This window comes from Pseudomonas syringae group sp. 247E2 (assembly GCF_032587795.1).
GTDB classification, from domain to species: domain Bacteria; phylum Pseudomonadota; class Gammaproteobacteria; order Pseudomonadales; family Pseudomonadaceae; genus Aquipseudomonas; species Aquipseudomonas amygdali.
Map to the genome: position 1 here is coordinate 341356 of NZ_JAWHPK010000001.1, position 24241 is coordinate 365596.

Consider the following 24241-nt stretch of genomic DNA (forward strand, 5'->3'; position numbering starts at 1 on the left):
GTATGAAAGCTCGACCAATGAAAATGCTGACCGTCGCCATGCTGGCGGCCTGTTCCCTGGCAGCGGGAGTGGCGGAAGCCGCGGGCGTGCTGACCATCGGCCGTCGTGAGGACGGCACCACCTTCGACCCGATCAAAAGCGCGCAAAACATCGACAACTGGGTATTTTCCAACGTCTACGATGTGCTGATCCGGGTTGACGACAAGGGCACAAAGCTGGTGCCAGGACTGGCCGAAAGCTGGTCGATTTCCCCCGACGGGCTGACCTATACACTCAAGATACGCCCGGCCAAATTCTCTGATGGCTCGGAGCTGACCGCCAGCGACGCTGTATTCAGCCTGCTGCGAATTCGCGACGACAAGGGCTCACTGTGGAGCGATTCCTACAAGATTATCGACAAAGCCGTCGCAACAGATCCGCGTACGCTGGTCATCACCCTGAAGAATCCATCGGCCTCGTTCCTCTCGCAACTGGCGCTGCCCAACGTGTCGATTCTCTCCGAGAAGGCCATGAAGACCCTGGGCGAAGAGGCTTACGCCGAAAAACCTGTCGGTTCGGGAGCCTTCACAGTGAAAGAATGGCGGCGCGGTGATCGGGTGATCCTGGCGAAAAACCCCGACTTCTGGGAAGCGCCGAGCGTCAGCCTGGATGGTGTCGAGTGGATCTCGGTGCCGGATGACAACACCCGTATGCTGATGGTCCAGAAGGGCGAACTGGATGCAGCGATCTATGTGCCGTTCTCCCGTGTCGAAAACCTGAAGAAGAACCCTGATCTGGTGGTTCACTTGGACCCGTCCACCCGTGAAGATCATTTGTTGCTCAACCATGAGCACGGCGCGTTGGTCAAGCCTGAGGTACGCCAGGCACTGGACATGGCTATCGACAAGAAATCGCTGGTCGAAGCCGCCACCTTCGGGCTGGGCACAGTAGCCAATTCCTACATTCCCAAGGGCGCGCTGTATCACTACGCCGATAACCTGCAACGCCCGTATGACCCGGTCAAGGCCAAACAGATGCTGGCGGATGCCGGTGCGTCAGACCTGAAGCTCAACTATGTGGTCAATGCTGGCAACGAAGTCGACGAGCAAATTGCGGTCATGCTGCAACAGCAGCTGGCCAAGGTTGGCGTAACCACCACGCTACAGAAAGTCGACCCGAGCCAGAGCTGGGACATGCTGATTGCCGGTGACTACGACATCTCCGTGATGTACTGGACCAACGACATCCTCGACCCGGATCAGAAAACCACCTTCGTGCTTGGCCATGACACCAACAATAACTACATGACCCGTTACAAGAACGAGAAGGTCAAGGAGCTGGTTGCTGCTGCACGGGTTGAAATGGACCCCAAGAAGCGCGAGCAGATGTACATCGATCTGCAGAAAATGGCCAAAGCCGACGTCAACTGGATCGACCTGTACTACAGCCCTTACATCAGTGTTTCACGCAAGAACATCGAGCACTTCGGCCAGAACCCGTTGGGCCGGTTCACGCTTGAAGAAACCGTCAAGAAGTGAAGCGGGCAGGGCTGTTGTCTGGCAGACAGAAGCCCTGATTCCTCAAGCTATGATGGGCATGCGCGTTAATTTGTATCCTCAGGTTTACCTGCGCTGTGGCAGGCTCTGCGAGTGGTAAGGTTGCGGCCTTTTTGCGCTGTACCCTGCGGAGCCCTGCATGCACAACCCCACCCCCCGTACCGAAACCCCGAGCGCGCTGGCGTTCATCAAGCGCTTTTTCGCCGCTGAGGCCGCTGGCGGTCTGATCCTGATGGCGGCTGCGCTTGCAGCCCTGATCGTCGCCAACTCGCCGCTGGCCGACAGCTACTTTGCAGCGCTGCATACCGTGCTCGCCGGGATGTCGGTAGCGCACTGGATCAACGATGGCCTGATGGCAATCTTCTTCATGCTGGTGGGCCTGGAGATCAAGCGCGAAATGCTGGCCGGCCAGCTGGCGTCCTGGAGCCAGCGCGCCTTGCCGGGCTTCGCGGCGCTGGGCGGCATGGTGGTTCCGGCGTTGATCTACGTGGCATTCAATTGGGGGCAGCCAGACACCATTGGCGGCTGGGCCATTCCGGCAGCGACCGACATCGCATTCGCCCTGGGCGTGCTGTCATTACTGGGCAAGCGTGTGCCGTTGTCGCTGAAGATATTCCTGTCGGCACTGGCAATTCTCGATGACCTCGGCGCTGTGCTGATCATCGCGCTGTTCTACACCAGCGATCTGTCCATTCCCATGCTGCTGGCCGCACTTGGCTCCATCGCCGTGCTCGTCGCGCTGAACCGCTTGGGCGTTAAAAAGCTGCTGCCTTACCTGATTGTCGGCGCGCTGTTGTGGTTCTTCATGCTCCAGTCCGGTATTCACGCCACCTTGGCGGGCGTAGCGCTGGCACTGTGCATTCCGCTCGGCAAACCCGATGAAGAAGCCAGCTCGCCGCTGCTGCATCTGGAAGAAAAACTGCACCCGTGGGTCGCCTTTGCCGTCGTACCGGTCTTTGGATTCGCCAATGCCGGCGTTTCACTGTCAGGCATCACTGTCGACAAACTGCTGGACCCAGTTCCGTTGGGCGTCGCGCTGGGGCTGCTGATCGGCAAACAGGTCGGCATCTTCGCCCTCGCTGCACTGGCCATCCGCGCCGGCCTGGCCCGCTTGCCGGACGGCAGCAACTGGGGCCAGCTTTATGGCGTTGCGGCGCTGTGCGGTATTGGTTTCACCATGAGCCTGTTCATTGGCGCACTGGCCTTCCCGGGCGCACCGGAGCTGGTGGATGAGGTCAAGGTGGGCGTACTGATCGGGTCGGTGTTATCGGCGTTGCTTGGGGTTGTGGTGTTGCGCAGGTTTGGAGCGAGGGGGTGAGCGTAGGGGACGATAATCTCAACTATCGTGCGACGCTCCGCGTCGGCATGCCGGTCTGGACGCTCTGCGTCCTCTTCGCGACGTAAACCGTCGCGAACTGCATTCCCGAAGTAATGGACGTCACAGTCAATCATATAGCCAGGAGTAGATTGAGAAATGTTGAAGCTGATCAGTCAGCGCAATTGCGCGCCTTCGCTTGAGGACCCGAAACACGATGTGTACCTATTCAGTGTCGACACATCCGGAGCCGATAAACCGTTCTGTTTTGAACAGTCAATTACCGGCGGGCATGCTGAGCGGGGTGGCTGCATATTTCTGAACCTGGCCGGGCTTGAGAACTGGCCCGGTGATTGGCGAGTTCATCTGGAGAAGTCCGGTTGCGGCTGGGTAGCGGAGTTGATGGCTGGGGCGCAAACCGATCAGCAAGCCGTGAAGTTGATTCTGGAACAAGTGACCATTACCTGATCGCAATCTGACGATTCAGAAACCGCACGGCATGTCGATAAAGAAGTGACATGCCAGGGACTCGGCAAATCTGACTTTATTTTGAGAGCCCTGTGTATGTTTCACTTATTCCGACCACGTCGTGACAGAAAAGCCCTTCAACAACTTATTTCCTCTCTCAAGGGGGCTGGCGAGCCGGTGGTAAGAGGCTGCGCTGAAGAGAGCAGCGTACTTGAGTGCTGGAGTTCGCTGAGTACCCAGCGTCGTCTTGACGAGCAACGTATCGCCGATCTTGAGCAGGAACTGGAAACCGCCCGCCACCTTCTGGGTGAAGCCTCTGCCTCGGCCGCCGCTTATGAGACCCGCTTTGATCTGGTCAACCGTGCGTCGAGCGAGGGCCTTTGGGATATGGAGGTCGTAGCAGGCGATCCGGTCAACCCGAACAATCGATTCTGGTGGTCGCAGCAACTTCGCACGCTTCTCGGTTTTAACGACGAGCGAGACTTCCCTAACGTACTGGCGAGCTGGGCAGACCGGCTTCATCCGCAGGATAAACAAGCCACGCTCGACGCATTTGCCAAGCATCTGAATGATCGCTCGGGTAACACGCCGTACCGGGTCAAGAATCGTCTGGCGATGAAGAACGGCACTTATCGCTGGTTCTATGCCCAAGGCGAAACGTTAAGAGACGCACGCGGAACGCCGCTGCGTGTCGCCGGCTCGCTTCGTGATATTCACGATGAGCTTGAACGTGATCTGGAACACGATGTGATCATTACCCGATTCGAACTGGCCCGGGAGATGCTCTCCGACGGGCTCTGGGACATGGAGGTCATTGCTGGCGACCCGGTCAATGCGAGAAACCCGTTCTGGTGGTCTCCACAGTTCAGGCGGCTTTTGGGTTTCGAAACAGTCGAAGAGTTTCCTGACGTACTGGATAGCTGGGCATCACGGCTGCACCCTGACGACAAGGAGCGCAGTCTGACGGCATTCGGTGCGCATTTGAATGACCGGACTGGCAAGACGCCGTTCGATATCGAGTACCGCCTGAAGATGAAAACCGGCGAGTACCGCTGGTTCCGTGCACGCGGCCAGACTCGTCGCAATCCCGAAGGTGTTCCGCTGAGGGTGGTCGGTGCGTTGGTGGATGTGCATTTGAAGCATGAGCAGGATGCTCTTCGCGACACCGAAGCACAGCATCAGAAAAACCTGGAAGAGAACATCACTCAACTGACCCAGATAGTCGGCACTATCCAGAGCATTGCCAGCCAAACCAACCTTCTGGCGCTCAATGCCGCGATTGAGGCTGCACGCGCCGGGGAAGCTGGGCGGGGCTTTGCGGTGGTAGCTGACGAAGTGCGCAAGCTGGCGACTCGAACGACTGAAGCGACGGAGCAGGCGGCAAGCATGATGAGTCGCTGATAAAACCAGCCTTCGCTTTTTGATAGCCGTAAAAAAAACGCCTCCGCAAGGGAGGCGTTTTTTCAGCTCAGCACATCAAACACATCAAGCCAGGTCGAAGCGGTCCAGGTTCATCACCTTGGTCCATGCGGCCACGAAGTCTTTGACGAACTTCTCGTTAGCGTCCGAACTGCCGTACACCTCGGAAATCGCACGCAGTTGAGCATGGGAGCCAAATACCAGATCGACACGGGTGCCGGTCCATTTGACTGCGCCGGTTTTGCGGTCACGTGCTTCAAAGGTGTCGTTGCCACCTGAAGTCGCTCTCCACTCAACGCCCATGTCCAGCAGGTTCTTGAAGAAGTCGTTGCTCAGGGTTTCCGGCTTGTCGGTGAAGACGCCGTGCTTGCTCTGTCCGACGTTAATATTCAAGACCCGCAGGCCGCCCAACAGCACAGCCATTTCCGGTGCAGTGAGGGTCAGCAGTTGCGCCTTGTCGACCAGCAGCGATTCTGCCGAGACCTTGTAGTGCGCCTTCTGATAGTTGCGGAAGCCATCGGCGATCGGCTCAAGGAAGCTGAACGACTCGACATCCGTCTGCTCCTGCGATGCATCGGCACGGCCTGGTGTGAACGGCACCGTGACGTGATGACCAGCGTTCTTCGCAGCCTGCTCGACGCCTGCACTACCGGCCAGGACGATCAGGTCAGCAATGGAAACCTGCTTGCCACTCGACTGAGCGGCATTGAACTCGCTCTGAATCCCCTCAAGCGTCTTCAGTACGCCCGCCAGTTGTGCAGGCTGGTTAACCGCCCAGTCCTTTTGCGGAGCAAGACGCAGACGACCGCCATTGGCACCGCCGCGCTTGTCAGAGCCACGGAAAGTAGAAGCGGCTGCCCATGCGGTTGAAACCAGCTGCGAGACAGAAAGCCCCGAAGCCAGAATCTTGCCTTTGAGCGCGGCAACATCCTGATCATCCACCAACGCATGATCAACATTCGGAATAGGGTCTTGCCACAGCAGCTCTTCGGCCGGTGTTTCCGGGCCGAGGTAGCGCGCGAGCGGGCCCATGTCACGGTGAGTCAGCTTGAACCAGGCGCGGGCGAACGCGTCGGCCAGTTGCTCAGGGTTGTTCAGGAAGCGACGGGAGATCTGCTCGTAAGCTGGATCGAAGCGCAGCGCCAGGTCAGAGGTCAGCATACTTGGCGCATGACGTTTGGATGGATCGTGGGCATCCGGAATCTTGCCCGCGCCTGCGCCGTTCTTCGGCGTCCACTGATGCGCGCCTGCCGGGCTCTTGGTCAGCTCCCACTCGAAGCCAAAGAGGTTTTCCAGGTACTCGTTGCTCCATTTGGTCGGAGTCGAAGTCCAGGTTACTTCCAGGCCGCTGGTGATGGTGTCGCCACCCTTGCCGCTGCCGAATTTGTTTCTCCAGCCAAGCCCCTGCTCTTCAAGACCGGCTGCCTCCGGCTCTGGACCGACGTTGTCGGCAGGGCCTGCGCCATGAGTCTTGCCGAAGGCGTGACCACCGGCGATCAGTGCTACGGTTTCTTCATCGTTCATCGCCATGCGACCGAAGGTTTCACGGATATCCTTCGCCGAAGCGACCGGGTCCGGCACACCTTCAGGCCCTTCCGGGTTCACGTAGATCAAGCCCATCTGCACAGCGGCAAGCGGGTTTTCCAGATTGCGCTCACCGCTCGCGGTGCGGCTTTCTTCGTTAGCGTGATTCTCCGGCTCGGCGACCAGCGTGCCGTCGCCCGGCTGCTGCATTTTCTTCTGTGCGCCGTAGCGTTCTTCGCCACCCAGCCAGGTGGTCTCGGAGCCCCAGTACACATCCTCTTCCGGTTCCCAGACATCCGGGCGACCACCGGAAAAACCGAACGTCTTGAAGCCCATCGACTCCAGCGCGACGTTGCCGGTAAGCACAATCAGGTCGGCCCAGGAGATCTTGCGGCCATACTTCTGCTTGACTGGCCAGATCAGGCGACGTGCCTTGTCCAGGCTGACGTTGTCAGGCCAGCTGTTGAGCGGCGCAAAACGTTGCTGGCCAGCACCTGCTCCGCCACGGCCATCGCCTGTACGGTAAGTACCGGCGCTGTGCCAGGCCATGCGAACGAATAGCGGACCATAATGGCCAAAGTCGGCCGGCCACCAGTCCTGCGACCGGGTCATGACGTCGCGCAGGTCTTGTTTGACCGCTTCGAAGTCAAGGCTCTTGAACTCCTTGGCATAATCAAAGCTCTCGCCCATCGGGTCGGAGAGTGAGGAATGCTGATGCAGAATCTTCAGATTCAGCTGCTTGGGCCACCAGTCACGGTTGGTGGTGCCGCCGCCAGCAGCGTGGTTGAAGGGGCATTTCGATTCAGTTGACATGCTTGATACACCTTTTTGTCATTTGCATCCGGCCATCCAGCCCACTCGCGGGGCTTCAGACAGTGATGACGGAACTCCATAGCACTGGGTTCGTACCGGCCGCTCGATCAACGATCAGGCCAGTAGCGATCATTGGATTGCTGCGATACGAGACCACAACGTGCACAGAAAACTTGAGCTCATTCTTATCTCCTTATCAGGGTAAAACCGCACGGCCTTCGCCGATGCTCTTGCAGATTAGCCTTCTTTGTGGATATTTCTAATAGAAAGAACGTTATGGGTTGATAGGCAAACTCTGGCAGCGCTGTCATCTGATCAGCAAAATGCCCTGTTAATCTGCTCCGCCATTGGAATAACAGGCCGGGCATAGCCAGTGATCACGATTCGCAGCATGACAATCAAGGATTACGAATCGGTCATCGAACTGATGCGCAACACACCGGGCATCTCTCTGCGCGATGCCGATTCGCGTGAATCGACAGCACGCTACCTCGACAGAAACCCCGATATGAGCTTCGTCGCCGAGGCGGAGGGGGCTGTGTGCGGCTGTGTCATGTGTGGGCATGACGGCCGCCGGGGTTATCTACACCATTTGATTGTGCTGCCGGAGTATCGTCGACAGGGGATAGCTCACGAGTTGGTCGAGCGCTGCCTTCAGTGTCTGGAAGCGCTGGGAATTTATAAGTGTCATCTGGATGTGCTGAAGGTTAACGAGGCGGCTGGCCGATATTGGTCGGGGCAGGGGTGGACATTGCGAGAAGATATTGACCGCTATTCGATGGTTCGGCAGGGCGGCGAGAATGCTTGAGAGGACCGAGCGCTATGCATGGGTATTAACCGATTTCACCCCCTTGGTTCTGCTTTTCCACACTTCCAGCGGTCGCGGAAACTATCTTGCCTTCAAAGGCAATACATTGTCTGCCGCTCCGTTTGGCGAGATACAAATTTTCATCGGCTTCTTTCAACAGGTCATTGACGTTTTTTGCCCGAGCCAAACTCGCAATACCTGCACTGAATGAATAGGGCATTTTCGCTGTTTGGTCTTTTTGGGCGTGCATCAATAAATGATCCATTGCCGCTATGGCGTCTGCTGCGTTTGCTGCGGATAACATCACGCCAAACTCTTCTCCCCCCAGGCGACCAAAGCTGACCAGCCCCGTTGTGTTTTTTATGAGTGTTGCGAAACATATAAGGACATTGTCACCCACGTCGTGGCCATGGTTGTCGTTGATGCTTTTAAAGTTATCCAGATCAAGCATTGCGAACCACAGCGAGGACTTATCATCTGACCTCAGTGCGTTATCCAGGCTGGCGACCAGTGCGCGGCGATTTGGGGCGTTCGTCAGCGTGTCGGTTTCGGACAGCTTCCGGTAGCGATCACTCGCCGCCATGGTCTGCATGACCAGGCTCAGGAAGGTTGCATTCAGGGAGCCGCCCAACAAGGTCGAGCTGATCAGGAAAACATAAAACAAAGGCGCATGGTCGACGCCGACCGCCGTAAGGTCCGTTTGCCACATGATCAACCAGATCAGAGCAGCCGCAGCGACGTAGTCAATAAACTTGACGAAGAATACGCTCATTCCCGTGATGAGCAGGGAAGTGACAACCAATCCCCACATCGACGCCTCTACGCCCATGCGTTCGATCTGTACCTTGAACAGAACGGTAAGTGAGGTCATGTAGATAATGCCGAACAGGCGCCACGTCGTCATGCTTCTGCTGTTGGAAGTGACAATGATTGACAGCGTCGCCCCCGCCAGAGCGCAATAAATAAATATATCCAGTGATTGCTCAATAGACGGATTCACACACCAGCTGATAATCCAACTGAAAAGGCCGATCAGCTGAGACAGCTTCAAGGGTATGAAAATAGAGTCTTTCAGGTTTCTTCTTTGTGGCATGTGCTGTTTTCCATACTTATGCCAGCTGAAGCGTAATCGACGGCACATACCTTGGTCGAGATGCGTGATGATATATTGCCAGTATACGTGATCAGTACTCGAGAGCGATGGCCGCTTGTCTTGCTGTGACAGCGAGTGGGCCTACACCATGACTCAACGGGACGCTTTATATTTGAAGCGAGTATAGTTTTTATGAAGCTTGAAAGCAGTTTGGTAGCTTCGCTGTATTAATCACCCAAACTCCTTGCTGCCGGAATGAAACTTGCCTTCACTTAGCCGAATGACCTTGAGACGTATTAAGGGGCAAGGCCGATGAGTAGTCGTTATGTGGAGACAAACAAGGCTTCGATTGACGCGGCACCGCCACCTCACCTGCGGCGTTTTCAAACCTGTGACATCGACGAGCACGGTCGCAACCTCAGCGGCTGGCAGGTTCGTTACGATCAAGTAACGCCCGGAGGCTTTGAAGGCGAGCTGACGGAATTCCGCTCGGACTGGCTGCAACTGGTCCGCGACCGCTCTAATCAGGCCCTGGTCAAGAGTGGTATAGCCTGGAAGGGGGCGATTATTTTCGCCTTGCCGTTGAGTGCCAACGGTCCGGCGTTCTGTGCCGGGCACACGCTTCCGGAGTCGAGCATGATCGTCGCGCACGGCGAGAATCTTCCGGAATTGAGTACGCCGCTGCAATTGGATGCACTGGGCATTGCGATTGAAGAGAGTGCCCTGGCTTACGCACTGGAACGTCAGGGCAGCCGTTTTGAAATTACCGATCTTCCCAAGTGTTACCGTTTGACCGATCCAACGGTTCGCACGAGGTTCACTGCGCTCTTCGATAACCTGTTGAATGGAGAGCAGGCGTGCCTGCAGAAGCTTGAGTACGAGTCGATCCGGCGTGGCATTCGGGATGCCGTAATGTTGCAGGTGCTGGAACTGGTGGCACCTGATCAGGCACCGCCGCTAAATCCCACGGCGCGCAAGAGAATGGTGGATCGGGCCCGCGATTATGCCTTGGCGCATCTGGATGAACCGCTGTCGATTCTGGATGTGTGCAACCACATTGGCACCAGTCGCCGCAAACTTCAGTACTGTTTTCAGGAGACGCTGGGCATCAACCCGGTGGCTTTTCTGCGCACGTTGCGCCTCAACGCAGCGCGGCGCGAGTTGCGCGAAAGCAGCCGGATCGAACTCGTGCAGACGGTCGCCGCGCGCTGGGGTTTCTGGCACTTGAGCCGGTTTTCCAGTGACTACCGGACACTGTTCGGGGAAACACCCTCGCAGACCTTGCAACGCAAACATCTTTGCTGAAATCGGATAACGGCATAAAGCATGACTCAATAGCATGACCCCACCACCTTCGTGGTCAGGGGCATGCGATGAGTCATAACAATAATTCCAATATCAGACGCTTCACTTTCTTGACGCTCGGCTTGATGAGCCTTGCTGCCACGGTTCAGGCAACTGAAAACGGAGCACCGACTACCTCCTTCGGTGTTTACGATTTCGGTGCAGGCATCCTGCCTCCGTCGACCCCCGTGGGTACGCTTGGAATGCGCGTGGCGTTCTATTCGACCAATGTGCAGAAAGACCGCCACGGTCGCTCGCTGGACAACAATTTTTCCCTGGACGTTCTGTCCATCGGCGTTGCGTACTTTCGCATGACCGATTACAGAATACTGGGCGCGCGCTATGGCTACAGCGTGGCGGTGCCTTTCTTCCAGATGGATGCCTCGTTCCGGGTCCAGACGCCTGGCGGCCCGCTGGACCTGAAGGCGGATCCGTTCAGGATGGCCGACATTTCGGTGTCGCCGCTCATACTGCAATGGGACCTTTCCCCCAACCTGTTCGTGAACGCACAGATGCAGATTCAGACACCTACCGGCGACTACGACAAGAATCGTCCTATTTCGCCGGGGCTGAATCACTGGACGTTTTCTCCCACCGTCAACGCTACCTACATCAGCGACAGCGGTTTTGAAGTGTCCAGCAGCTTTCAGACTGACATCAACACCCGCAACCCTGCGACCGACTACAAGAACGGTGTCGAATACCGTCACGAGTTTGCCGTGGGCCAGCATGTAGGTCCTTTCACGCTGGGGCTGGGCGGGTTCTATTATCGGCAATTCTCCGATGACGATGCGCCAGGGCTGGACACCGGCAACCGCGCCCGAGTGGTCGCAGCCGGCCCAGCGATCAGCTACTTTACGCCCGGCATGCCTGCGGCGTGGTTTCACATCTACAAGGAATTCGGCGCACGCAACCGCACCGAGGGTTACACCGTGGCGTTACGGGTAGGTCACAGTTTCTAAAAACGGTTGCAAGCTCGGCGATCTTGTTTCCATTCGAATTCAGGCCATCAGGAACCTTCCCATGAAAGACATTCAAACGTTGTTGAACGATGAAGACGCCACCGGCCTGGCCGAGTGGGTCAGGCGCGGCGAGGTTCAGCCGATCGATTTGCTGGAGGGGGTGATTCAACGCATCGAGCACGTTGAGCCGGAACTCAACGCCGTCGCCGAGCGACTGTATGACTCAGCGCGCAGCGCGGCACTGGACGCTGCAAAAAGCCAAGGCGTTTTCGCGGGCGTACCGACGCTGATCAAGGACCTGTTTACCCCGGTCAATGGCGCGCGGATGAGCAATGGCTCCCTGGCCATGGGCGAGTTCCGTGCCCCCTTTGAAGCCGAAGTTGTCAGCCGCCTGAGGCGTGCCGGTTGCGTGCTTGCCGGGACGACCACTGCACCGGAATTCGGCACGTCCTATTCCACCGAATCCACACGCTTCGGCGCGACCCGCAACCCGTGGAGCCTCGAGCACAGCGCCGGTGGCTCAAGTGGCGGGGCTGCCGCACTCGTGGCCGCACGGGTAGTGCCCTTTGCCCACGGTAACGACGGCGGCGGTTCGTTGAGAGTGCCTGCATCCTGCTGCGGCGTATTCGGCTTCAAACCCAGCCGCGGCCTCATGCCTTCCGGCCCGATGGTCGGCGAGGGCTGGGCAGGCCTGAGCACCGCGCACGCCATCACCCTGACCGTACGCGACAGCGCAGCCTTGCTCGACGCCACAGCAGGCATGGACCTCGGTGCGCCTTACGCAGGCCCTGTTCAGAGCCTGCCTTACGTCAGCGCCGTCCAACGCGACCCCGGCACCCTGCGCATCGCGCTCATCGAACAATCAGGCACCTGGCCAACCTCCGCCGAGAGCCTGGCCGCCGTGCGAGACGTCGCGCAATTGTGCGAGTCACTCGGGCACCGCATCGAACCCGTCAGCCTGCCAGTGGTATTGCCGGAATTCCTCGACCACGTCTTCACCATCATCGGCGCGAACACCCGCAACCACGTCGATATGTTAGGCCGCATGCGTGGCTTTGACGTGCAAGACCCCGAGCTGGAAGCCCGCACACGCATCATCCTGCGCGACAAAGGCGGCGTCAGCGGCGCGCAATACGCCGCCGCCGTCGAATGGATTCACGCCCTGGGCCGCCAACTGGCGACATTCATGCAGGATTACGACGTGATTCTCTCGCCAGTGCTGACACGCGAGCCGGCGCGCATTGGTGAGCTTGTGGTGCCAGATGTGAACCTGAGTCTTGAGGACATGATCGAGCGGTCGCATCGGTATTCGCCCTTTGCAGCGTTGTTTAATGCGAGTGGCCAACCGGCGATGTCGGTGCCGTTGTCCTGGAGTACGGCGGGGCTGCCGATGGGAGCGCATTTTGCTGGGCGGTTTGGGGAGGAGGGGGTGTTGTTGGGGTTGGCAGGGCAGTTGGAGCGGGTGAGGCCTTGGCGGGGGCGGGTGCCGGGGGTTAGTGGGTGGGGGGGGTGAGGGGGGGATCTGCCCGTTCAACGCGGGGTTGGTTGCGTCGGTAGGCAAGCGGAGGCGAAAAAGACGCTTTAGGGCTCCCTCACCCTGTATTTCATCGCTTTCGCCGTGTTTCAGGTGAAATGCAATCCAAACACCCAGTACTATGTGTTTACAAACGCCAAATTAACTCAAGGAAGAGAGGTTCCTGCTTATGCATATCAAGTCCATTGGCTTCAAGTCCATTCGCCAACTCAACGCTACTGTGCGGGATTGCTATTCTGACTTTACCCAGGCCGCCCAGCATCTGCCTCTGCTTGAATTCAAAAAAATCAACCTGCTGATCGGCGAAAATGGCGCCGGTAAATCAACGGTCATCGATATGATCCGGTCTTTGCGCTGGCCGGATGTTTTGCCTAGCCTCGCACGGGACAACCCGGAGTATGGCTGCACGCCGGAGTTCTGTATCGAACTAAATGATGACCGCGCTTACTTATATAGATTCACTCTTTCCCCTACGGACGACACGTTTCAGAAAGTCATTTGCAAAATGGGTTACAGGGCTGCTGGTGGACAGTTTGAGAAAATCGCTCAAAAATTACTAAATCGATTTACCGAGCATCCTGTAGACGGAAAAATTCCTCCAGCCGAAGGAGTTAAGATCGAATATCTTAATTGTGGCGGCCCATCCCTGAACGTGGACGCCCAAGCACTGGAGCACCTCAACGCTCATGCCGAACTGCTCACAGGAATGATTAATTGGAAGGACTATGCCGATCCCATTCGTATACCTATGGATGGCAACGTCATCAACGCTATAGAGAATGGCGTTGCTTCCTCTTGGCTCAGTAACCGAGACGACTTGGGGCAATCCTTAATGGACATGCCCAATAATGTCAAGGCGAGCTGTTATCCATCCGGTTGGAAAGCTTGTGCAGCAATACTCCACTGGCTCAGTAACGTGCAAGATGACAGCATCTGTCTGCTCGAAGAGCCTGAAGTGCACATGCACCCTAAACTTCAAAGGCGCATGTTCGAGCTGGTTTTGCAGATTGCCGAGAAGAAGGCCCTTCAATTGGTGATCAGTACCCATTCGGCTGCCCTGATCAACGCCGCCGCTAGCCGCGACATCAAGATCTTCCAGGCGCAGGGCCAGAAGATTGCGGAGGCTAATATTGCCGAGGTACTTGACCGTCTGGGCTACCAAGCCGCAGATCTGTTGCAGGCTAACTGCGTGATCTGGGTTGAGGGCCCATCGGACAGGATGTACCTCAACAGTTGGTTGCATGCACAAAATCCTACTCTAAAGGAAGGCCAGCATTATTCGATCATGTTCTATGGGGGGCGGTTGTTCAGCCATCTTACTGCCAGTGAAACAGCGTTGAACGACCTGATTTCACTACGCCGCTTGAATCGCAACTCTGCCATTGTGTTTGACAGTGACAAAGCCGGGCCGGACGACGTGCTGACAGAAACCAAGCAGCGTTTGCAGGCTGAGTTTAATTCAGGCAACGGGTTGGCTTGGGTAACTGAAGGCCGCGAAATTGAAAACTATCTGAATGAAACCGCGCTCAGATTGAGCTTGAAAAAAGTTCACCCATCAATGGTGCGCTCGGTGGGAAGCGGGATTTGGGCAAACCTGTTGAAGTATGAAGTGGATGCCGAACTATCCAAAGCAAAAAATCCAGATCCGGAGCGCACAGGCAACAAAGTAGACGTAGCTAGCCACTATTTGAAGCACAATCAGGTAGATCTCAAGGTCCTTGACCTGATGCAGCGGCTTGACGAATTATGCTCCTTCATCAGCGCCTGCAACACTTGACGCTCAGCGGGCCATTCATAGACAAAATCGGCGTTGTTCCTGGTAGTGGAGGCATTGTTTGATGATTCAGATCTGCCTTGGCACATTTCGAGCTGTTCGCTGACTTCCTCGCCAATCGAATGCGTGAGCCAAAGCTAGAAGCCATTGCGCTACGAGTACAAGATGTTCACTTGGTTTCGATGGCGATTAAGAAAAATAAAAAGCACGGGGTCTAACATCGCTACTTTTATGTCCAGTTCGACCTATGCGGAAAGGCCATAGATGGATTTTCGAAAGTCGACGGGCTTGGGGTAGAGATAGACTTTTTCGACTTTGGCGCCGGGTCGCATCATAACGTGCTGGTTCTGAAAAAAAATCGGGAGCACAGCAGCATCGGGGATCAGTTGGACGTTTTGAATATTGGGTTCATGGAGCGGTTGCGGTAATGGTTGTTGGAGTTGGCTGGGTAGTTGGAGTAGGTGCGGTCTTGGCGGTGGGTATTGCTATGGCGTATTTGCTTTGCAAGTCCTGATGCTCAGAGGATGGGCTGGAATAAATATCCCCGTTATTTATTCCAGTATTTTCTGGTTTTCCGGTGCCGAGGTTGTTATAACGCTGTCATTGCTGAAATGAGTTACGCATAGTTCTATAAGATTGCCGAACAGCGCTAGACAGTTTTGGAGGTCAAAAACAAATCTTTCAAAATTATCTGATGAGACCACTGCGTTATCTGCATGTGCTAGGGTGTTCCTAAGATTCTTCCAGCTTTGAACGTGTGCTTTATCTATCTCTTTGGACGAGCTCATGTCTGTGAGAATAGCTGATACCGTCTTTTTTTTTTTGGCTCCCTAAAAAACTCAAGATGGCATTTGCTCCGGTTTTAGGAATGTTGGATTCTGAAGATTTAATAAAATTCCGAGTGTCAGAAATCTCCTTCAGAGTTGTCTCATCCAAATCTGTACTTATCGAAAAGTAGTTTTTTACCATGCCTTCTATGTTTACGCAGAGCACTAGTGCTGCTGCTTCAGTATTTGCCTTGGATATGTCCTTAAGCCGGTGCCAGTAATTAACCAAATGATTAAGGCCTTTGGGTCTCGCTTTCATGTATAGCTGCAAAAAATCACTTAATTCGGCTTCTCTTCTTGGGGTGATCTCAACAATAGCGTCAGCCAATGTATACGTGTTTTCGGTCACGCTCCCTTGAATGTAAGCCTCGTAGGTGTTCCCATTTCTTAAAACTATGAAAGAAGCCTCTAGAAGCTGGCCGATGGCAATACTGATCCCCTCCAGTAAATAAAACAATGAATTTAGCTCTACTGGATGTAGGCTGTCTACAATGCTGATCTCTAGCCTGTTGTCCTTTTGGACGATTTCGACAGTTTTTGTTCCTTGTGGAAGTCTCAGTTTTGCAAGCTCTTTCGACCCTTTACCATTATCGATAAACTCGTTGAACGGCATTCGATAGTTGCCATTTACCGTTATTAGTGCGCTGGCTCCGATGGTTGAATGGCTAAGCTGTAAAAGCGATCGGACGTTAGTAAGTATTAGCTCTAATACTGAGCCTGAGGGATATATATCGACTCCCCGCTGCACTAGGACGCGTGTATTTTTCCAGGTTTTGCCATGGGCATCTTCCGCTTCTAGCTCGAAGTATCTTTCTTCAGGTATCAGGCCTATATGGTCGCTCCAGAAAAAACTCGTCACTTCAATCGATTCTGAAGTTGTCGAGGTGGAGTAAAGTTTTACTTTTAAATTCTTGCTTTCATCAAAAAACAAGCAGCCTGGGCCACTAAAAATCAGTGGAAAATTTAGGGTGTTCTGGGTCAGAGTGATATTAAAGCATTCGATGGTGGCGTCACGCTCTGCTATGGCATCAATTTTCTTCTGGTCAAACATTATCAGTCCTTCGATAGTCTTATATTGGGGGTACTTAGCTTTGCATTAAAATTGGAGGACTTGTCTGTCTTGTGCACCCACCTTCTGTACGCTCCTGCAATTTAAAAGCTGCTGTACCTCATCTGCCTCGCTATCCACTCGTAACCCATGTTTCATAACTCTTCAAGAATTAGATCATCTCCAAAATTTATCAGCTCGGGGCTTTTATTGTCGGTATCATGTTCCAAGTTATAATCTCAACGACAAGCATAAATTGATTCCAGCTGTAATAGGAGGGATCATAACCTGATTTGGAAATTCAATCTTCAATTATGTAGTCGCCTATTTTTGGACTTGTAAGTGGTTTGGTTCGCTCTATTCCTGCTGTTATTAACTCAGTCGTCGCGTAGTTAGATCCAAACAGGGATGCTTGAAAGGCACCGTGATTCGATCGCTTTATCTGCCTTGTATCTGGATCTCGCTGGATGTCTGTAGATGTCAATGTTGATATCTTTTGCTGAATATGTACAACTGCAACCCTGCCTCGAACTAGTTCAAGCTGCTCTAGAGTTTCGCCCGTATCTGGATCGTTGATTTTTTCTCCTAGTCCAACCACTAGGTAAGTTTGGCCAACTCGAATGCCATGTTCCGCTCCTATGTTGATGACCACGGTCGTATCATCAACAACGCTGACTACTTTGGCGACATAACGATCATTCATCTCAGGTTTCCTAGCTTGTGAGCTTTTGTAATGCAGCGAAGGGTATAACCGGGCGAATCTCCAGCATTTTCAGTTCATCTGGACCAACTGGTATAGTGGTTAGAATTTGTAAGTCAAGCTGAATTCTGATTTGAATAAGTGTCGTTTGAACATGCTCAACCACACCGATATATGCGAGGCGCTCTAACCCGTCATGTTGTGAATAGCAAGCAACCAAAATATTAGTCAAAAAATGCTCGTTCCTCCTGATAACGAATACACCGTGTTCGGATGAGTACTTAATGGGATTCTCGAACGGCGGTGAGGGGCGTCCTCGTTCAATGGCGTCGTAGGTGACCTTCAGCAGAATGATGATGGCGTATAAAGTCAAGGTAGTAATAAATATTAACCATCTGATAGAGACATCGAGCGTGGTATCGATAAAATTTGTCACAATGGATGAAAGGAATCCGAGCACTGCAACGGCGGTAGCTGTGCCATTCCAGCTGAACACTGCCTTCTTGACTTCCCTAAGCACAGATATCTCTTCCTTTGTCAGACGCTAATTTTTGCAAGGTTCTCCGCTATTTTAAGCTTGTATCACTGAGTTTAGCCAATCCCAAAAACAAAAAAGGCACTTGTAAAAAACGCCAAGCTCTGGATACTAGCATAGGCGGCTGAACTGACCATCACCAAGCCAACCAGCGGTACGGTCACTGCGATTTTATATCGTCGCACGGACAGGTATCCGTAACCGTCCATTCGGTCTGCCAGCTTCTCGGGCCAACTGGAGAATGTAGCGCGGGCCATTGATTTCAGTGAAGCTGTAATCACCTCGTGCATGGGCCCCTACTTTAATAATGGTGTGGTGCAGACTCGACGGTAAGGATGCTCAGCTTGGTATTCCTAATTTTTAAATTTTTAGGCTGAGCATGAGTTGATCCCTAGAAAAGAACCGATTCACTCGAATATTCACCTAGTTATCTCCCGGTATGAAAGTCATCGTGTTTTTATACTAAACCCATCAATAGGGATTTCTTCGGTTTTATTATAAATTGGCAAGCTACTAAAGCTTGCTTTCTCAAGAATGTTGCAGTTCCATGATTTCATCTGGGCTGCTTCATATAGCATGCCTAACGTCATTACTGTCTTTGCACGCCGATCTTTAGACCTGAAAAACACGAAAATATCAGTCCCTTCGGGCTTGAAATAACGATAGTGGTCGTAGTCGCCGCGGTCGACGCCAAAGTGTTCGAAAAAATCTTCCATGAAGTCACTGGCATCGTCACCGTCAAGCCCTAGATCCCAACTGACTCTGGTGGCGAGGCTGAGAGTTTCAAATGCTTTTTTGCCGAATCCAACATAAAAGTAGATTCTCTCTATGAGATAAATAAGGATGTCATGATTCAGACCGTTTTTATCCATCTTAAAAAACCTGATCTTGTTCATCTACGATAGAGTTGTAGGTGTTCACCGTTACGTATCCTATCTTACCCAGTTCGTATGCAGTATAAGACCATCCAATAACGGGTGTTGCCCGTGCGATGAAACCGCCAATGCTTCGTGTCCATCGGAGGTGCGGCGGAAACCATCCTGTAAGAGAGGGTGCTCTGAAGCTTCCGGGAAACTTGCGGTTGTTTAGAGTGCGTCGCATAACTATGGACATGATGGAGGTATTATTAATCGCTCCGCCAGGCTTTGTTCTAGTTGGTATTATATTGGCACCTAAGACGATGGCTAATGCAGCCCCCGCATCGTCCAATCCAAATTCATCCATTGCCACCTCTGTAGCAATTACAAATAGCAGCTCATTTGCAGTTAATCCGCAGTCGCCGTCGTAACAATATATTCTAGCCACTTAAACTATCCTTATGCGTAAGTGCTATTTTTTACTTGATCCCAGCCACCGGAGATCTGTCCAATTATCAAACCTGTGGTTCGGCTTTGCTGTGAATACTGCATGCTGATCTTGGCGTAATTAAATCTAACTACCTCCTCAGGAAAGTTTGAGGGTGATCGCTCAAATAGATTGCCGGATACAACGCCACTTATTATGACTTCGTCAAATACGTACTCCAGATATTTTTGCTTGTCGCCGCCCGCACGACGTACATACAGCTTCATCTGCTTGATATGTCGGCCTGCGCAACATGCTTCGAGGATTTTTGGAGTCGCACTGTCAGCGAGTTTTACAATACTGAAATCGCTTAAGTAGACTTTGGCTACGGTAGCCCCGCCTGCCGAGCTTGCAGTCCTTGACACTGATTGAGAGGCTGATAGGCAAAACGTATTAATCTCAATCCAGTTTTTGCAGTCAGAGTCCATAGACTCTCCGCTAATGCCATCAATCCAAAGATATGCATCAATACTCATTCCAGCTCCTTGGAATATCTCTTAATCTAGTTCATTGACGTCGTACGATAGCAAAACTCATACATTTGAGATTCGTAGTCAAGCACCTTTTTCCTGTGCGGGTTGACGTCCCGTGACGTGACCACCTCAAATCGCAGAGCCAGGCCCTTACGGTGCGCGAGCTATGCTCTTTACGAAAAGCAGCTGCACATCGGTGATGCTGCATTGAAGGCAGGCGTGTGTGCAAGCCCACCGAATCCCACCCACAAAAAAAGACGCCCTAGGGCGTCTTCATTTGCAATTTGGTGGGCCGGGGTAATCTGAACCAGGAATTTAAGTCGTTGTTTTTGTTCGTACTTTTCCGTTGAATAAATATCTTGGAATGCTTTTTGGAATACCGGCGTCGCGTGCATGATCTCGAAGGGGGGTATCGGCTTATGAAGGGTGATACGGCATTAGTAAGAGTAAGCCGTCTCCGACGCGATGGGAGCTGTGAGTCGACGAGTGACTCAGCCCGCCAACCGTCCAGAGCTAATGACTAACCGCCCAAGTTTCGCAGGAATAGCCCTTCTGATACGGTGGCACATCTGCCCCTTTTATCCTCACTCCGGAGAGAGACCTGTGAGAAAAGACTTTGCTCTGCTCCAGTGGCTTAACCTTGATCAAGCCCTAGAATGCCTTCGAGAAATGACCAAGCTTCCCACAGCAGCGGCTGACTTAATCAGGCTCTGCGATGAGGGACAATGCGGAGCTTACATTCGAATAAGCCCTTCCACAGGTAAGTGCCACGAACCTATACAGGACAGTGTAGGTGAATGGACGTATGAGGTAATTGGAGTGGGATATCAGCACGTTGCTACTCCAGAGCTTTTGATAGCTCAGCGGAAAAGTAAGGCTGTGCTTGTGCGCCTGACCGGGAGCGTTCGTACGGAACCAAACGTGGAGTCTCCTGAGATCGAAAATATCGGTTGGGATGCTTCGGTTGACCCAGATCAGCCGTTTTTTTTCAAAGCGTCGGAGATCCGTGACCTTGCAAACCAAATAAATGGTGCGGACGTTCTGGATCCACGTGAACGAAAAAGCATCAATCAACTGATCGAGACGCTAGCGGAAATGGCTGGCCTGGACCTCGTTCACCCAGCCGCGGACATGATTACTATTCAAACAGCGACCCAGCTGAGCGGTCATAAAGCCCTCAACAAAGACACGATTATCAAATATTTGAAGCTGGCGAAGGGGTCTAGACCTATTACCTCACCATCAACCTAATAGCGTCTAACAGACTTAAGCCTTTTGCTATTAGAACATCCTCACTCCTCTGCTTTGTACCTTGCTCATCAACCACACAGCGCCACCGAGCGCCAAGGAGCAAGGTAATGGAAACTGGTTTCAATCACACCACAACGCAACGCCGGATTCTTCGACTGCCTGAAGTACAGGTAAGGATAGGATTCAAGCGGGCTCACATCTATAGCTTGATGAGCCAAGGACTATTCCCGCGCTCAGTGCCTCTTGGGCCAAGGGCTGTGGGCTGGGACTCGCTCGCAGTCGAACAATGGATTGAGGATCGTATTTACGGCGGCTCCAGCGGTTCCGATGTGAAAGGAGAACGTTTGTGAGAATGCTCTCCTATTTCCTCATTGGCGCTGATGGTCAAGAAACCCTGCCTAAGTTGGGAGCTATTGAGCTCGCGCACGATGCCGTTCATTGGTTCGGAGATATGGAGGCCGTCGGATTGATCCGAGCGTTAGAGCGCCCCGGGTTCGGTGAGCTCCACCAGTTTGCAAGGAAGGGCGACATTTTGGTTATTCCGTCACTTGATTGTTTGGGGGCAAGTGCCGTCGAGTTACTTGCGATTTTCCAAGCGTTCAGAAAAAAAGGGGTAGGGGTGATCTCGGTATGTGAAGGCCTTTATCTGCTCGCTTCTGGCGGGGTTGCAGTCGAGGCGCTGTTGGCTGAAGCCCTAACGGGTAAAAAGGGGGCGTATTTCTTACGACTAGGTTGACGGTCGCGGTCGTGCCGTTCGCTGGCTCAAAGAGTGTACTTTTTGAGCCAGCGAATCAGTCTTCTCCTATAGGCGCAAATACTGCTTCAGTAGATGGCTCAAATTTGTTGTTTTAATCTGAGCTACCATGTATATTCTGAGCCATACTTTTGAGCCGATAAGTGATGCGCACCAATGACAGTCCTAGCCTATGTCCGAGTCAGTACCGAAGACCAAAGCACTGACGCACAGCGTCACTCAATTGCTGAATTGCACAATGTAGAACATTGGTACGCTGACGAGGCCACCAGTGGGGCGACCAAAGCTTTAAATCGCCCCGGCTTTGCAGAGCTTTTCAAGTTCTCTCGCAAGGGCGATACCTTGGTCGTATCTGCAATTGATCGACTGGGGAGAGACACGATTGATTTGCTTGAAACCGTCGAAGCTCTTAAGGCCAAAGGTGTAGCGGTCGTCTCAATGCGTGAAGGCTTTGACCTCTCATCTCCGATTGGAAAGGCGATGCTTACGATGCTGGCAGCCGTTGCTGAGTTGGAAAGATCCAACATCAAGGCGCGTCAGATGGCCGGTATCGCTCGTGCTCGAGCGACCGGGCAAAAGCTCGGAGCCCCTAAAAAGATTGATGACGCCGCTGTAAGTGATTGGCGTAGAGCAAGCAAGGCGACCATTCAGGAGACAGCCAACCAATTCGGGATTTCAATTGCCGCAGTCAAACGAGCCTGCGCCAGCAATGCCATTAGCACTGTGGAGGGGGAGTGATCATGTCAGGTAAACAGAAAACCCCAGATCAAGCCGCGCAGGCAGTGATACTCAGGGAGGCAGGTTGGACGATCTCGGCCATTGCTGGTCAATTGGGAATCAGCATCAGCACCGCCCAACGGTTGTTGAAAAAGCACGGCGCAGTATCAGGTGCCAGCACCCAGGCACTAATAGAAAAAGCCAGAGAGGGAATGCTAGATATGGCTTTCTCGTTGGAGAACGTTCAGCAGAAAGCGGCCTCACTCGTTCTCGACGATCTGGCACTGAGTGAGAAGATCCGGACAAAGCTCGCGTCTGCTTTAGACGTTCTCGATGTGAGTAATCCCATTGTCTTCCGATCTCTAGCTGCAAGCGCCACAACACTCAAGTTGACGCAGGACATCACTCGTCGGGCATTACCTCTAGACAAGCTTGATCAGTCGCTCGAAAGAGAGGAGCTCCCAGTACTCCAGATACACATTATGAATGAGCATGATGTGGCCGAGATGCGAGCGCAGCAGCGCCGAGAAGATGCGGAAATTAACGGCGACAGTGAGGGTGTCGACGATGCTGTTGAGACGCTGAACTGGTTGGCAGAGAGACGACTGGCCCAAGCACAGCAGTTAGACAATGACATCGTCAGTGAAGAGTGAACACATCTTGACCTTAGGTTGAACGGGCAAAGTGTCAAACCCTTAGAACCATATAAAAGTGCCGAACACCCTGGCGACAACCAGGGGACCACGAAAATGAAAATCTGCCCCGGATCTATTCCGGCATTGAGACCGCCATGACCATCAGACATCAGAGCCCATTCAAGGAGGGGGAGGTTTTCCAGATCCAAAAGCGCCTGCTCGATAGTGCTCGTACCCGCCACGCAGAAAATATGGTGAAGCGAGAAGCCTATAGAGCTCTTTTTGGAGATGAATGGTTTGAGGGGGAAACGGTTGATACAGACTTAGGCTGTGACCAATTATCAGCGGATCTGGATGCGCTACTCGACGAGTCTCCGGTGGCGAGGTCAGCGATAACAGCCGGTGAGCCTGGAAAATTTCCGGCTATTGAACCTGGGCTCTTTGCTGGCGCACCTTCATATCATATTGCTACTTCAACTGTGCCTCTTCAGGAGCCAGGACAGGTAATCCTATCTCTCGATGAGCAGCGCATCCCGCGTCCGGCGATTCTTGCCGAGCTTGGAGTAAATGCAAAAAGCAGCCGCTCAGATCGCCGAGGGCAGGCCCTCTCAACTTCAGGCAGAGCAGGGCTTGTAGCTAGTCTCAGCCTGAGTCACGCGGCGCACGTTGTAGCTATTAAGAAACTACACCCAGACGTTGATCATGATCAGCTAGAGACGCTACTCAGAAGAGATGCCTTCATACAAAAGCTGGTGCGTGATTATCAGGGAGCGGGAGAGCTGCCAGAGTGGGAAAAATTTGTCAGTCCAGAAATCAAACAGTTTTTCCGTATCTTCCATCTGTGCGGGAAGCCTGACTCAAAAACCCTCACCATCCGGCTCGATCACAAAACGGCTGAGGCTGCTCTGGTCGCTCCACGTGGCCCGGCAAACTACCTCGCTGCGATCATAAAGCGAACCTTGGCGAAGCTGGGTATTGAAACTGATCTGACCTTCAATCTTGAATTCAATCACACCGGTCGCACGGAAAATCACCCCGCACATATTCACGGCACTCTATGTATTCCGGACGACAGAGTAAATGAGGTTACAGAGGCGCTCAGGAATGCCCTGGCTGAGGGCTACAGGCAGCGGTACAAGAACCTTGCAGTTCATATCGAACAGCCTCGGAGCGCTCACTGGTGGGCTGCTTACTGTGTGAAAGAATACGATACCACTGCTATCAAGCTGACGACTGATCGTGGACGAAAAACCCGCCCGGAATACTCGACTCGAGAGCTGACTAAGGACGCGAAAGCTTTCTATGAAACCATCAGCGCTTGGCTTGGGGAGTAGCTGCCAGCGACAGGCGAATTGTGCGCCTATCGCC

At 53.4% G+C, this 24241-nt stretch carries 23 protein-coding genes and 2 pseudogenes; 16 read left to right on the plus strand and 9 right to left on the minus strand.

The window, feature by feature from the left end:
• Positions 1-2 precede the first annotated feature (2 nt).
• The 5 genes and pseudogenes from RYC18_RS01620 to RYC18_RS26300 all read left to right on the plus strand — a co-directional run.
• Positions 3-1517: an ABC transporter substrate-binding protein gene (locus RYC18_RS01620; protein WP_316882397.1), complete on the plus strand. Its 1515-nt coding sequence runs from the start codon at positions 3-5 to the stop codon at positions 1515-1517.
• Between the two features lie 157 nt (positions 1518-1674).
• On the plus strand, positions 1675-2853 hold the full coding sequence (gene nhaA, locus RYC18_RS01625) for a Na+/H+ antiporter NhaA (protein WP_316882400.1): 1179 nt from the start codon (positions 1675-1677) through the stop codon (positions 2851-2853).
• 156 nt (positions 2854-3009) lie between these two features.
• A complete protein-coding gene (locus tag RYC18_RS01630; protein ID WP_005733007.1) occupies positions 3010-3318 on the plus strand; it encodes a hypothetical protein in 309 nt (102 codons plus the stop codon).
• Between the two features lie 387 nt (positions 3319-3705).
• Positions 3706-4425: pseudogene (locus RYC18_RS26295) on the plus strand (PAS domain-containing protein); the annotation flags it as partial.
• 21 nt (positions 4426-4446) lie between these two features.
• Positions 4447-4713: pseudogene (locus tag RYC18_RS26300) on the plus strand (methyl-accepting chemotaxis protein); the annotation flags it as partial.
• A 90-nt stretch (positions 4714-4803) separates the two neighbouring features.
• Here the strand turns inward: RYC18_RS26300 and katG are convergent.
• The gene (gene katG / locus RYC18_RS01640; RefSeq protein WP_316882408.1) at positions 4804-7074 is read right to left on the minus strand and encodes a catalase/peroxidase HPI; all 2271 of its coding nucleotides are present in this window, start codon (positions 7072-7074) and stop codon (positions 4804-4806) included.
• A 373-nt stretch (positions 7075-7447) separates the two neighbouring features.
• Between katG and RYC18_RS01645 the strand changes: the two genes are divergently transcribed.
• The gene (locus tag RYC18_RS01645) at positions 7448-7882 is read left to right on the plus strand and encodes a GNAT family N-acetyltransferase (RefSeq protein WP_044322950.1); all 435 of its coding nucleotides are present in this window, start codon (positions 7448-7450) and stop codon (positions 7880-7882) included.
• Between the two features lie 25 nt (positions 7883-7907).
• Here RYC18_RS01645 and RYC18_RS01650 read toward each other — a convergent pair whose 3' ends face one another.
• A complete protein-coding gene (locus RYC18_RS01650) occupies positions 7908-8975 on the minus strand; it encodes a GGDEF domain-containing protein (protein ID WP_316882412.1) in 1068 nt (355 codons plus the stop codon).
• 312 nt (positions 8976-9287) lie between these two features.
• On the opposite strand from RYC18_RS01650, the gene RYC18_RS01655 reads away from it, so the two are divergent.
• The 4 genes from RYC18_RS01655 (at position 9288) to RYC18_RS01670 (ending at position 14592) form a co-directional block, all read left to right on the plus strand.
• On the plus strand, positions 9288-10280 hold the full coding sequence (locus tag RYC18_RS01655; RefSeq protein WP_005745291.1) for a helix-turn-helix domain-containing protein: 993 nt from the start codon (positions 9288-9290) through the stop codon (positions 10278-10280).
• 68 nt (positions 10281-10348) lie between these two features.
• Positions 10349-11281, plus strand: coding sequence for a transporter (locus RYC18_RS01660; RefSeq protein WP_005745289.1), 933 nt, complete (start codon positions 10349-10351; stop codon positions 11279-11281).
• Between the two features lie 61 nt (positions 11282-11342).
• The gene (locus RYC18_RS01665) at positions 11343-12794 is read left to right on the plus strand and encodes an amidase (protein ID WP_316882417.1); all 1452 of its coding nucleotides are present in this window, start codon (positions 11343-11345) and stop codon (positions 12792-12794) included.
• 190 nt (positions 12795-12984) lie between these two features.
• Entirely contained in the window at positions 12985-14592 is a 1608-nt protein-coding gene (locus RYC18_RS01670) for an ATP-dependent nuclease (RefSeq protein WP_016982259.1), read from the plus strand.
• 759 nt (positions 14593-15351) lie between these two features.
• Here RYC18_RS01670 and RYC18_RS01675 read toward each other — a convergent pair.
• From RYC18_RS01675 to RYC18_RS01700, 7 genes are all read right to left on the minus strand, one after another.
• On the minus strand, positions 15352-16467 hold the full coding sequence (locus RYC18_RS01675) for a hypothetical protein (protein ID WP_316882420.1): 1116 nt from the start codon (positions 16465-16467) through the stop codon (positions 15352-15354).
• Between the two features lie 298 nt (positions 16468-16765).
• Positions 16766-17167, minus strand: a complete 402-nt coding sequence (locus tag RYC18_RS01680; RefSeq protein ID WP_016982254.1) for a FlgT C-terminal domain-containing protein — start codon at positions 17165-17167, stop codon at positions 16766-16768.
• A gap of 10 nt (positions 17168-17177) precedes the next feature.
• A complete protein-coding gene (locus RYC18_RS01685) occupies positions 17178-17684 on the minus strand; it encodes a hypothetical protein (RefSeq protein ID WP_016982251.1) in 507 nt (168 codons plus the stop codon).
• 71 nt (positions 17685-17755) lie between these two features.
• A complete protein-coding gene (locus tag RYC18_RS01690; RefSeq protein WP_016982250.1) occupies positions 17756-17989 on the minus strand; it encodes a hypothetical protein in 234 nt (77 codons plus the stop codon).
• 156 nt (positions 17990-18145) lie between these two features.
• On the minus strand, positions 18146-18595 hold the full coding sequence (locus RYC18_RS01695; RefSeq protein ID WP_057413614.1) for a DUF1493 family protein: 450 nt from the start codon (positions 18593-18595) through the stop codon (positions 18146-18148).
• Complete coding sequence (locus tag RYC18_RS26305; protein ID WP_080900569.1) at positions 18573-19004, minus strand: STM2901 family protein; 432 nt, start codon at positions 19002-19004, stop codon at positions 18573-18575. Before RYC18_RS26305 ends, RYC18_RS01695 begins: the two co-directional genes overlap by 23 nt.
• 11 nt (positions 19005-19015) lie before the next feature.
• A complete protein-coding gene (locus tag RYC18_RS01700; protein WP_057413613.1) occupies positions 19016-19519 on the minus strand; it encodes an Hcp family type VI secretion system effector in 504 nt (167 codons plus the stop codon).
• Between the two features lie 600 nt (positions 19520-20119).
• Here RYC18_RS01700 and RYC18_RS01705 point away from each other — a divergent pair.
• The 6 genes from RYC18_RS01705 (at position 20120) to RYC18_RS01730 (ending at position 24207) form a co-directional block, all read left to right on the plus strand.
• Entirely contained in the window at positions 20120-20767 is a 648-nt protein-coding gene (locus tag RYC18_RS01705; RefSeq protein WP_316882431.1) for a hypothetical protein, read from the plus strand.
• Positions 20768-20874: 107 nt separating this feature from the next.
• Positions 20875-21117: an AlpA family transcriptional regulator gene (locus tag RYC18_RS01710; RefSeq protein WP_316882433.1), complete on the plus strand. Its 243-nt coding sequence runs from the start codon at positions 20875-20877 to the stop codon at positions 21115-21117.
• 2 nt (positions 21118-21119) lie between these two features.
• The gene (locus RYC18_RS01715; protein ID WP_057413612.1) at positions 21120-21503 is read left to right on the plus strand and encodes a recombinase family protein; all 384 of its coding nucleotides are present in this window, start codon (positions 21120-21122) and stop codon (positions 21501-21503) included.
• A gap of 174 nt (positions 21504-21677) precedes the next feature.
• A complete protein-coding gene (locus RYC18_RS01720; protein ID WP_316882435.1) occupies positions 21678-22259 on the plus strand; it encodes a recombinase family protein in 582 nt (193 codons plus the stop codon).
• Positions 22260-22261: 2 nt separating this feature from the next.
• Positions 22262-22891, plus strand: coding sequence for a helix-turn-helix domain-containing protein (locus RYC18_RS01725; RefSeq protein WP_316882437.1), 630 nt, complete (start codon positions 22262-22264; stop codon positions 22889-22891).
• Positions 22892-23028: 137 nt separating this feature from the next.
• Entirely contained in the window at positions 23029-24207 is a 1179-nt protein-coding gene (locus RYC18_RS01730; protein WP_316882439.1) for a hypothetical protein, read from the plus strand.
• The last annotated feature ends 34 nt before the right edge of the window (positions 24208-24241 follow it).

Bases quoted from the DNA above. Each gene is read 5' to 3' on its own strand.
- RYC18_RS01720 (WP_316882435.1), top strand. From the start codon at position 21,678: ATGACAGTCCTAGCCTATGTCCGAGTCAGTACCGAAGACCAAAGCACT.
- RYC18_RS01675 (WP_316882420.1), bottom strand. From the start codon at position 16,467: ATGTTTGACCAGAAGAAAATTGATGCCATAGCAGAGCGTGACGCCACC.
- RYC18_RS01670 (WP_016982259.1), top strand. From the start codon at position 12,985: ATGCATATCAAGTCCATTGGCTTCAAGTCCATTCGCCAACTCAACGCT.
- RYC18_RS01660 (WP_005745289.1), top strand. From the start codon at position 10,349: ATGAGTCATAACAATAATTCCAATATCAGACGCTTCACTTTCTTGACG.
- RYC18_RS01695 (WP_057413614.1), bottom strand. From the start codon at position 18,595: ATGAACAAGATCAGGTTTTTTAAGATGGATAAAAACGGTCTGAATCAT.
- RYC18_RS01730 (WP_316882439.1), top strand. From the start codon at position 23,029: ATGACCATCAGACATCAGAGCCCATTCAAGGAGGGGGAGGTTTTCCAG.
- RYC18_RS01715 (WP_057413612.1), top strand. From the start codon at position 21,120: ATGCTCTCCTATTTCCTCATTGGCGCTGATGGTCAAGAAACCCTGCCT.
- RYC18_RS01655 (WP_005745291.1), top strand. From the start codon at position 9,288: ATGAGTAGTCGTTATGTGGAGACAAACAAGGCTTCGATTGACGCGGCA.
- RYC18_RS01710 (WP_316882433.1), top strand. From the start codon at position 20,875: ATGGAAACTGGTTTCAATCACACCACAACGCAACGCCGGATTCTTCGA.
- RYC18_RS01620 (WP_316882397.1), top strand. From the start codon at position 3: ATGAAAGCTCGACCAATGAAAATGCTGACCGTCGCCATGCTGGCGGCC.
- nhaA (WP_316882400.1), top strand. From the start codon at position 1,675: ATGCACAACCCCACCCCCCGTACCGAAACCCCGAGCGCGCTGGCGTTC.
- katG (WP_316882408.1), bottom strand. From the start codon at position 7,074: ATGTCAACTGAATCGAAATGCCCCTTCAACCACGCTGCTGGCGGCGGC.
- RYC18_RS01700 (WP_057413613.1), bottom strand. From the start codon at position 19,519: ATGAGTATTGATGCATATCTTTGGATTGATGGCATTAGCGGAGAGTCT.
- RYC18_RS01690 (WP_016982250.1), bottom strand. From the start codon at position 17,989: ATGCACGAGGTGATTACAGCTTCACTGAAATCAATGGCCCGCGCTACA.
- RYC18_RS01725 (WP_316882437.1), top strand. From the start codon at position 22,262: ATGTCAGGTAAACAGAAAACCCCAGATCAAGCCGCGCAGGCAGTGATA.
- RYC18_RS01650 (WP_316882412.1), bottom strand. From the start codon at position 8,975: ATGCCACAAAGAAGAAACCTGAAAGACTCTATTTTCATACCCTTGAAG.
- RYC18_RS01630 (WP_005733007.1), top strand. From the start codon at position 3,010: ATGTTGAAGCTGATCAGTCAGCGCAATTGCGCGCCTTCGCTTGAGGAC.
- RYC18_RS01665 (WP_316882417.1), top strand. From the start codon at position 11,343: ATGAAAGACATTCAAACGTTGTTGAACGATGAAGACGCCACCGGCCTG.
- RYC18_RS01680 (WP_016982254.1), bottom strand. From the start codon at position 17,167: ATGAATGATCGTTATGTCGCCAAAGTAGTCAGCGTTGTTGATGATACG.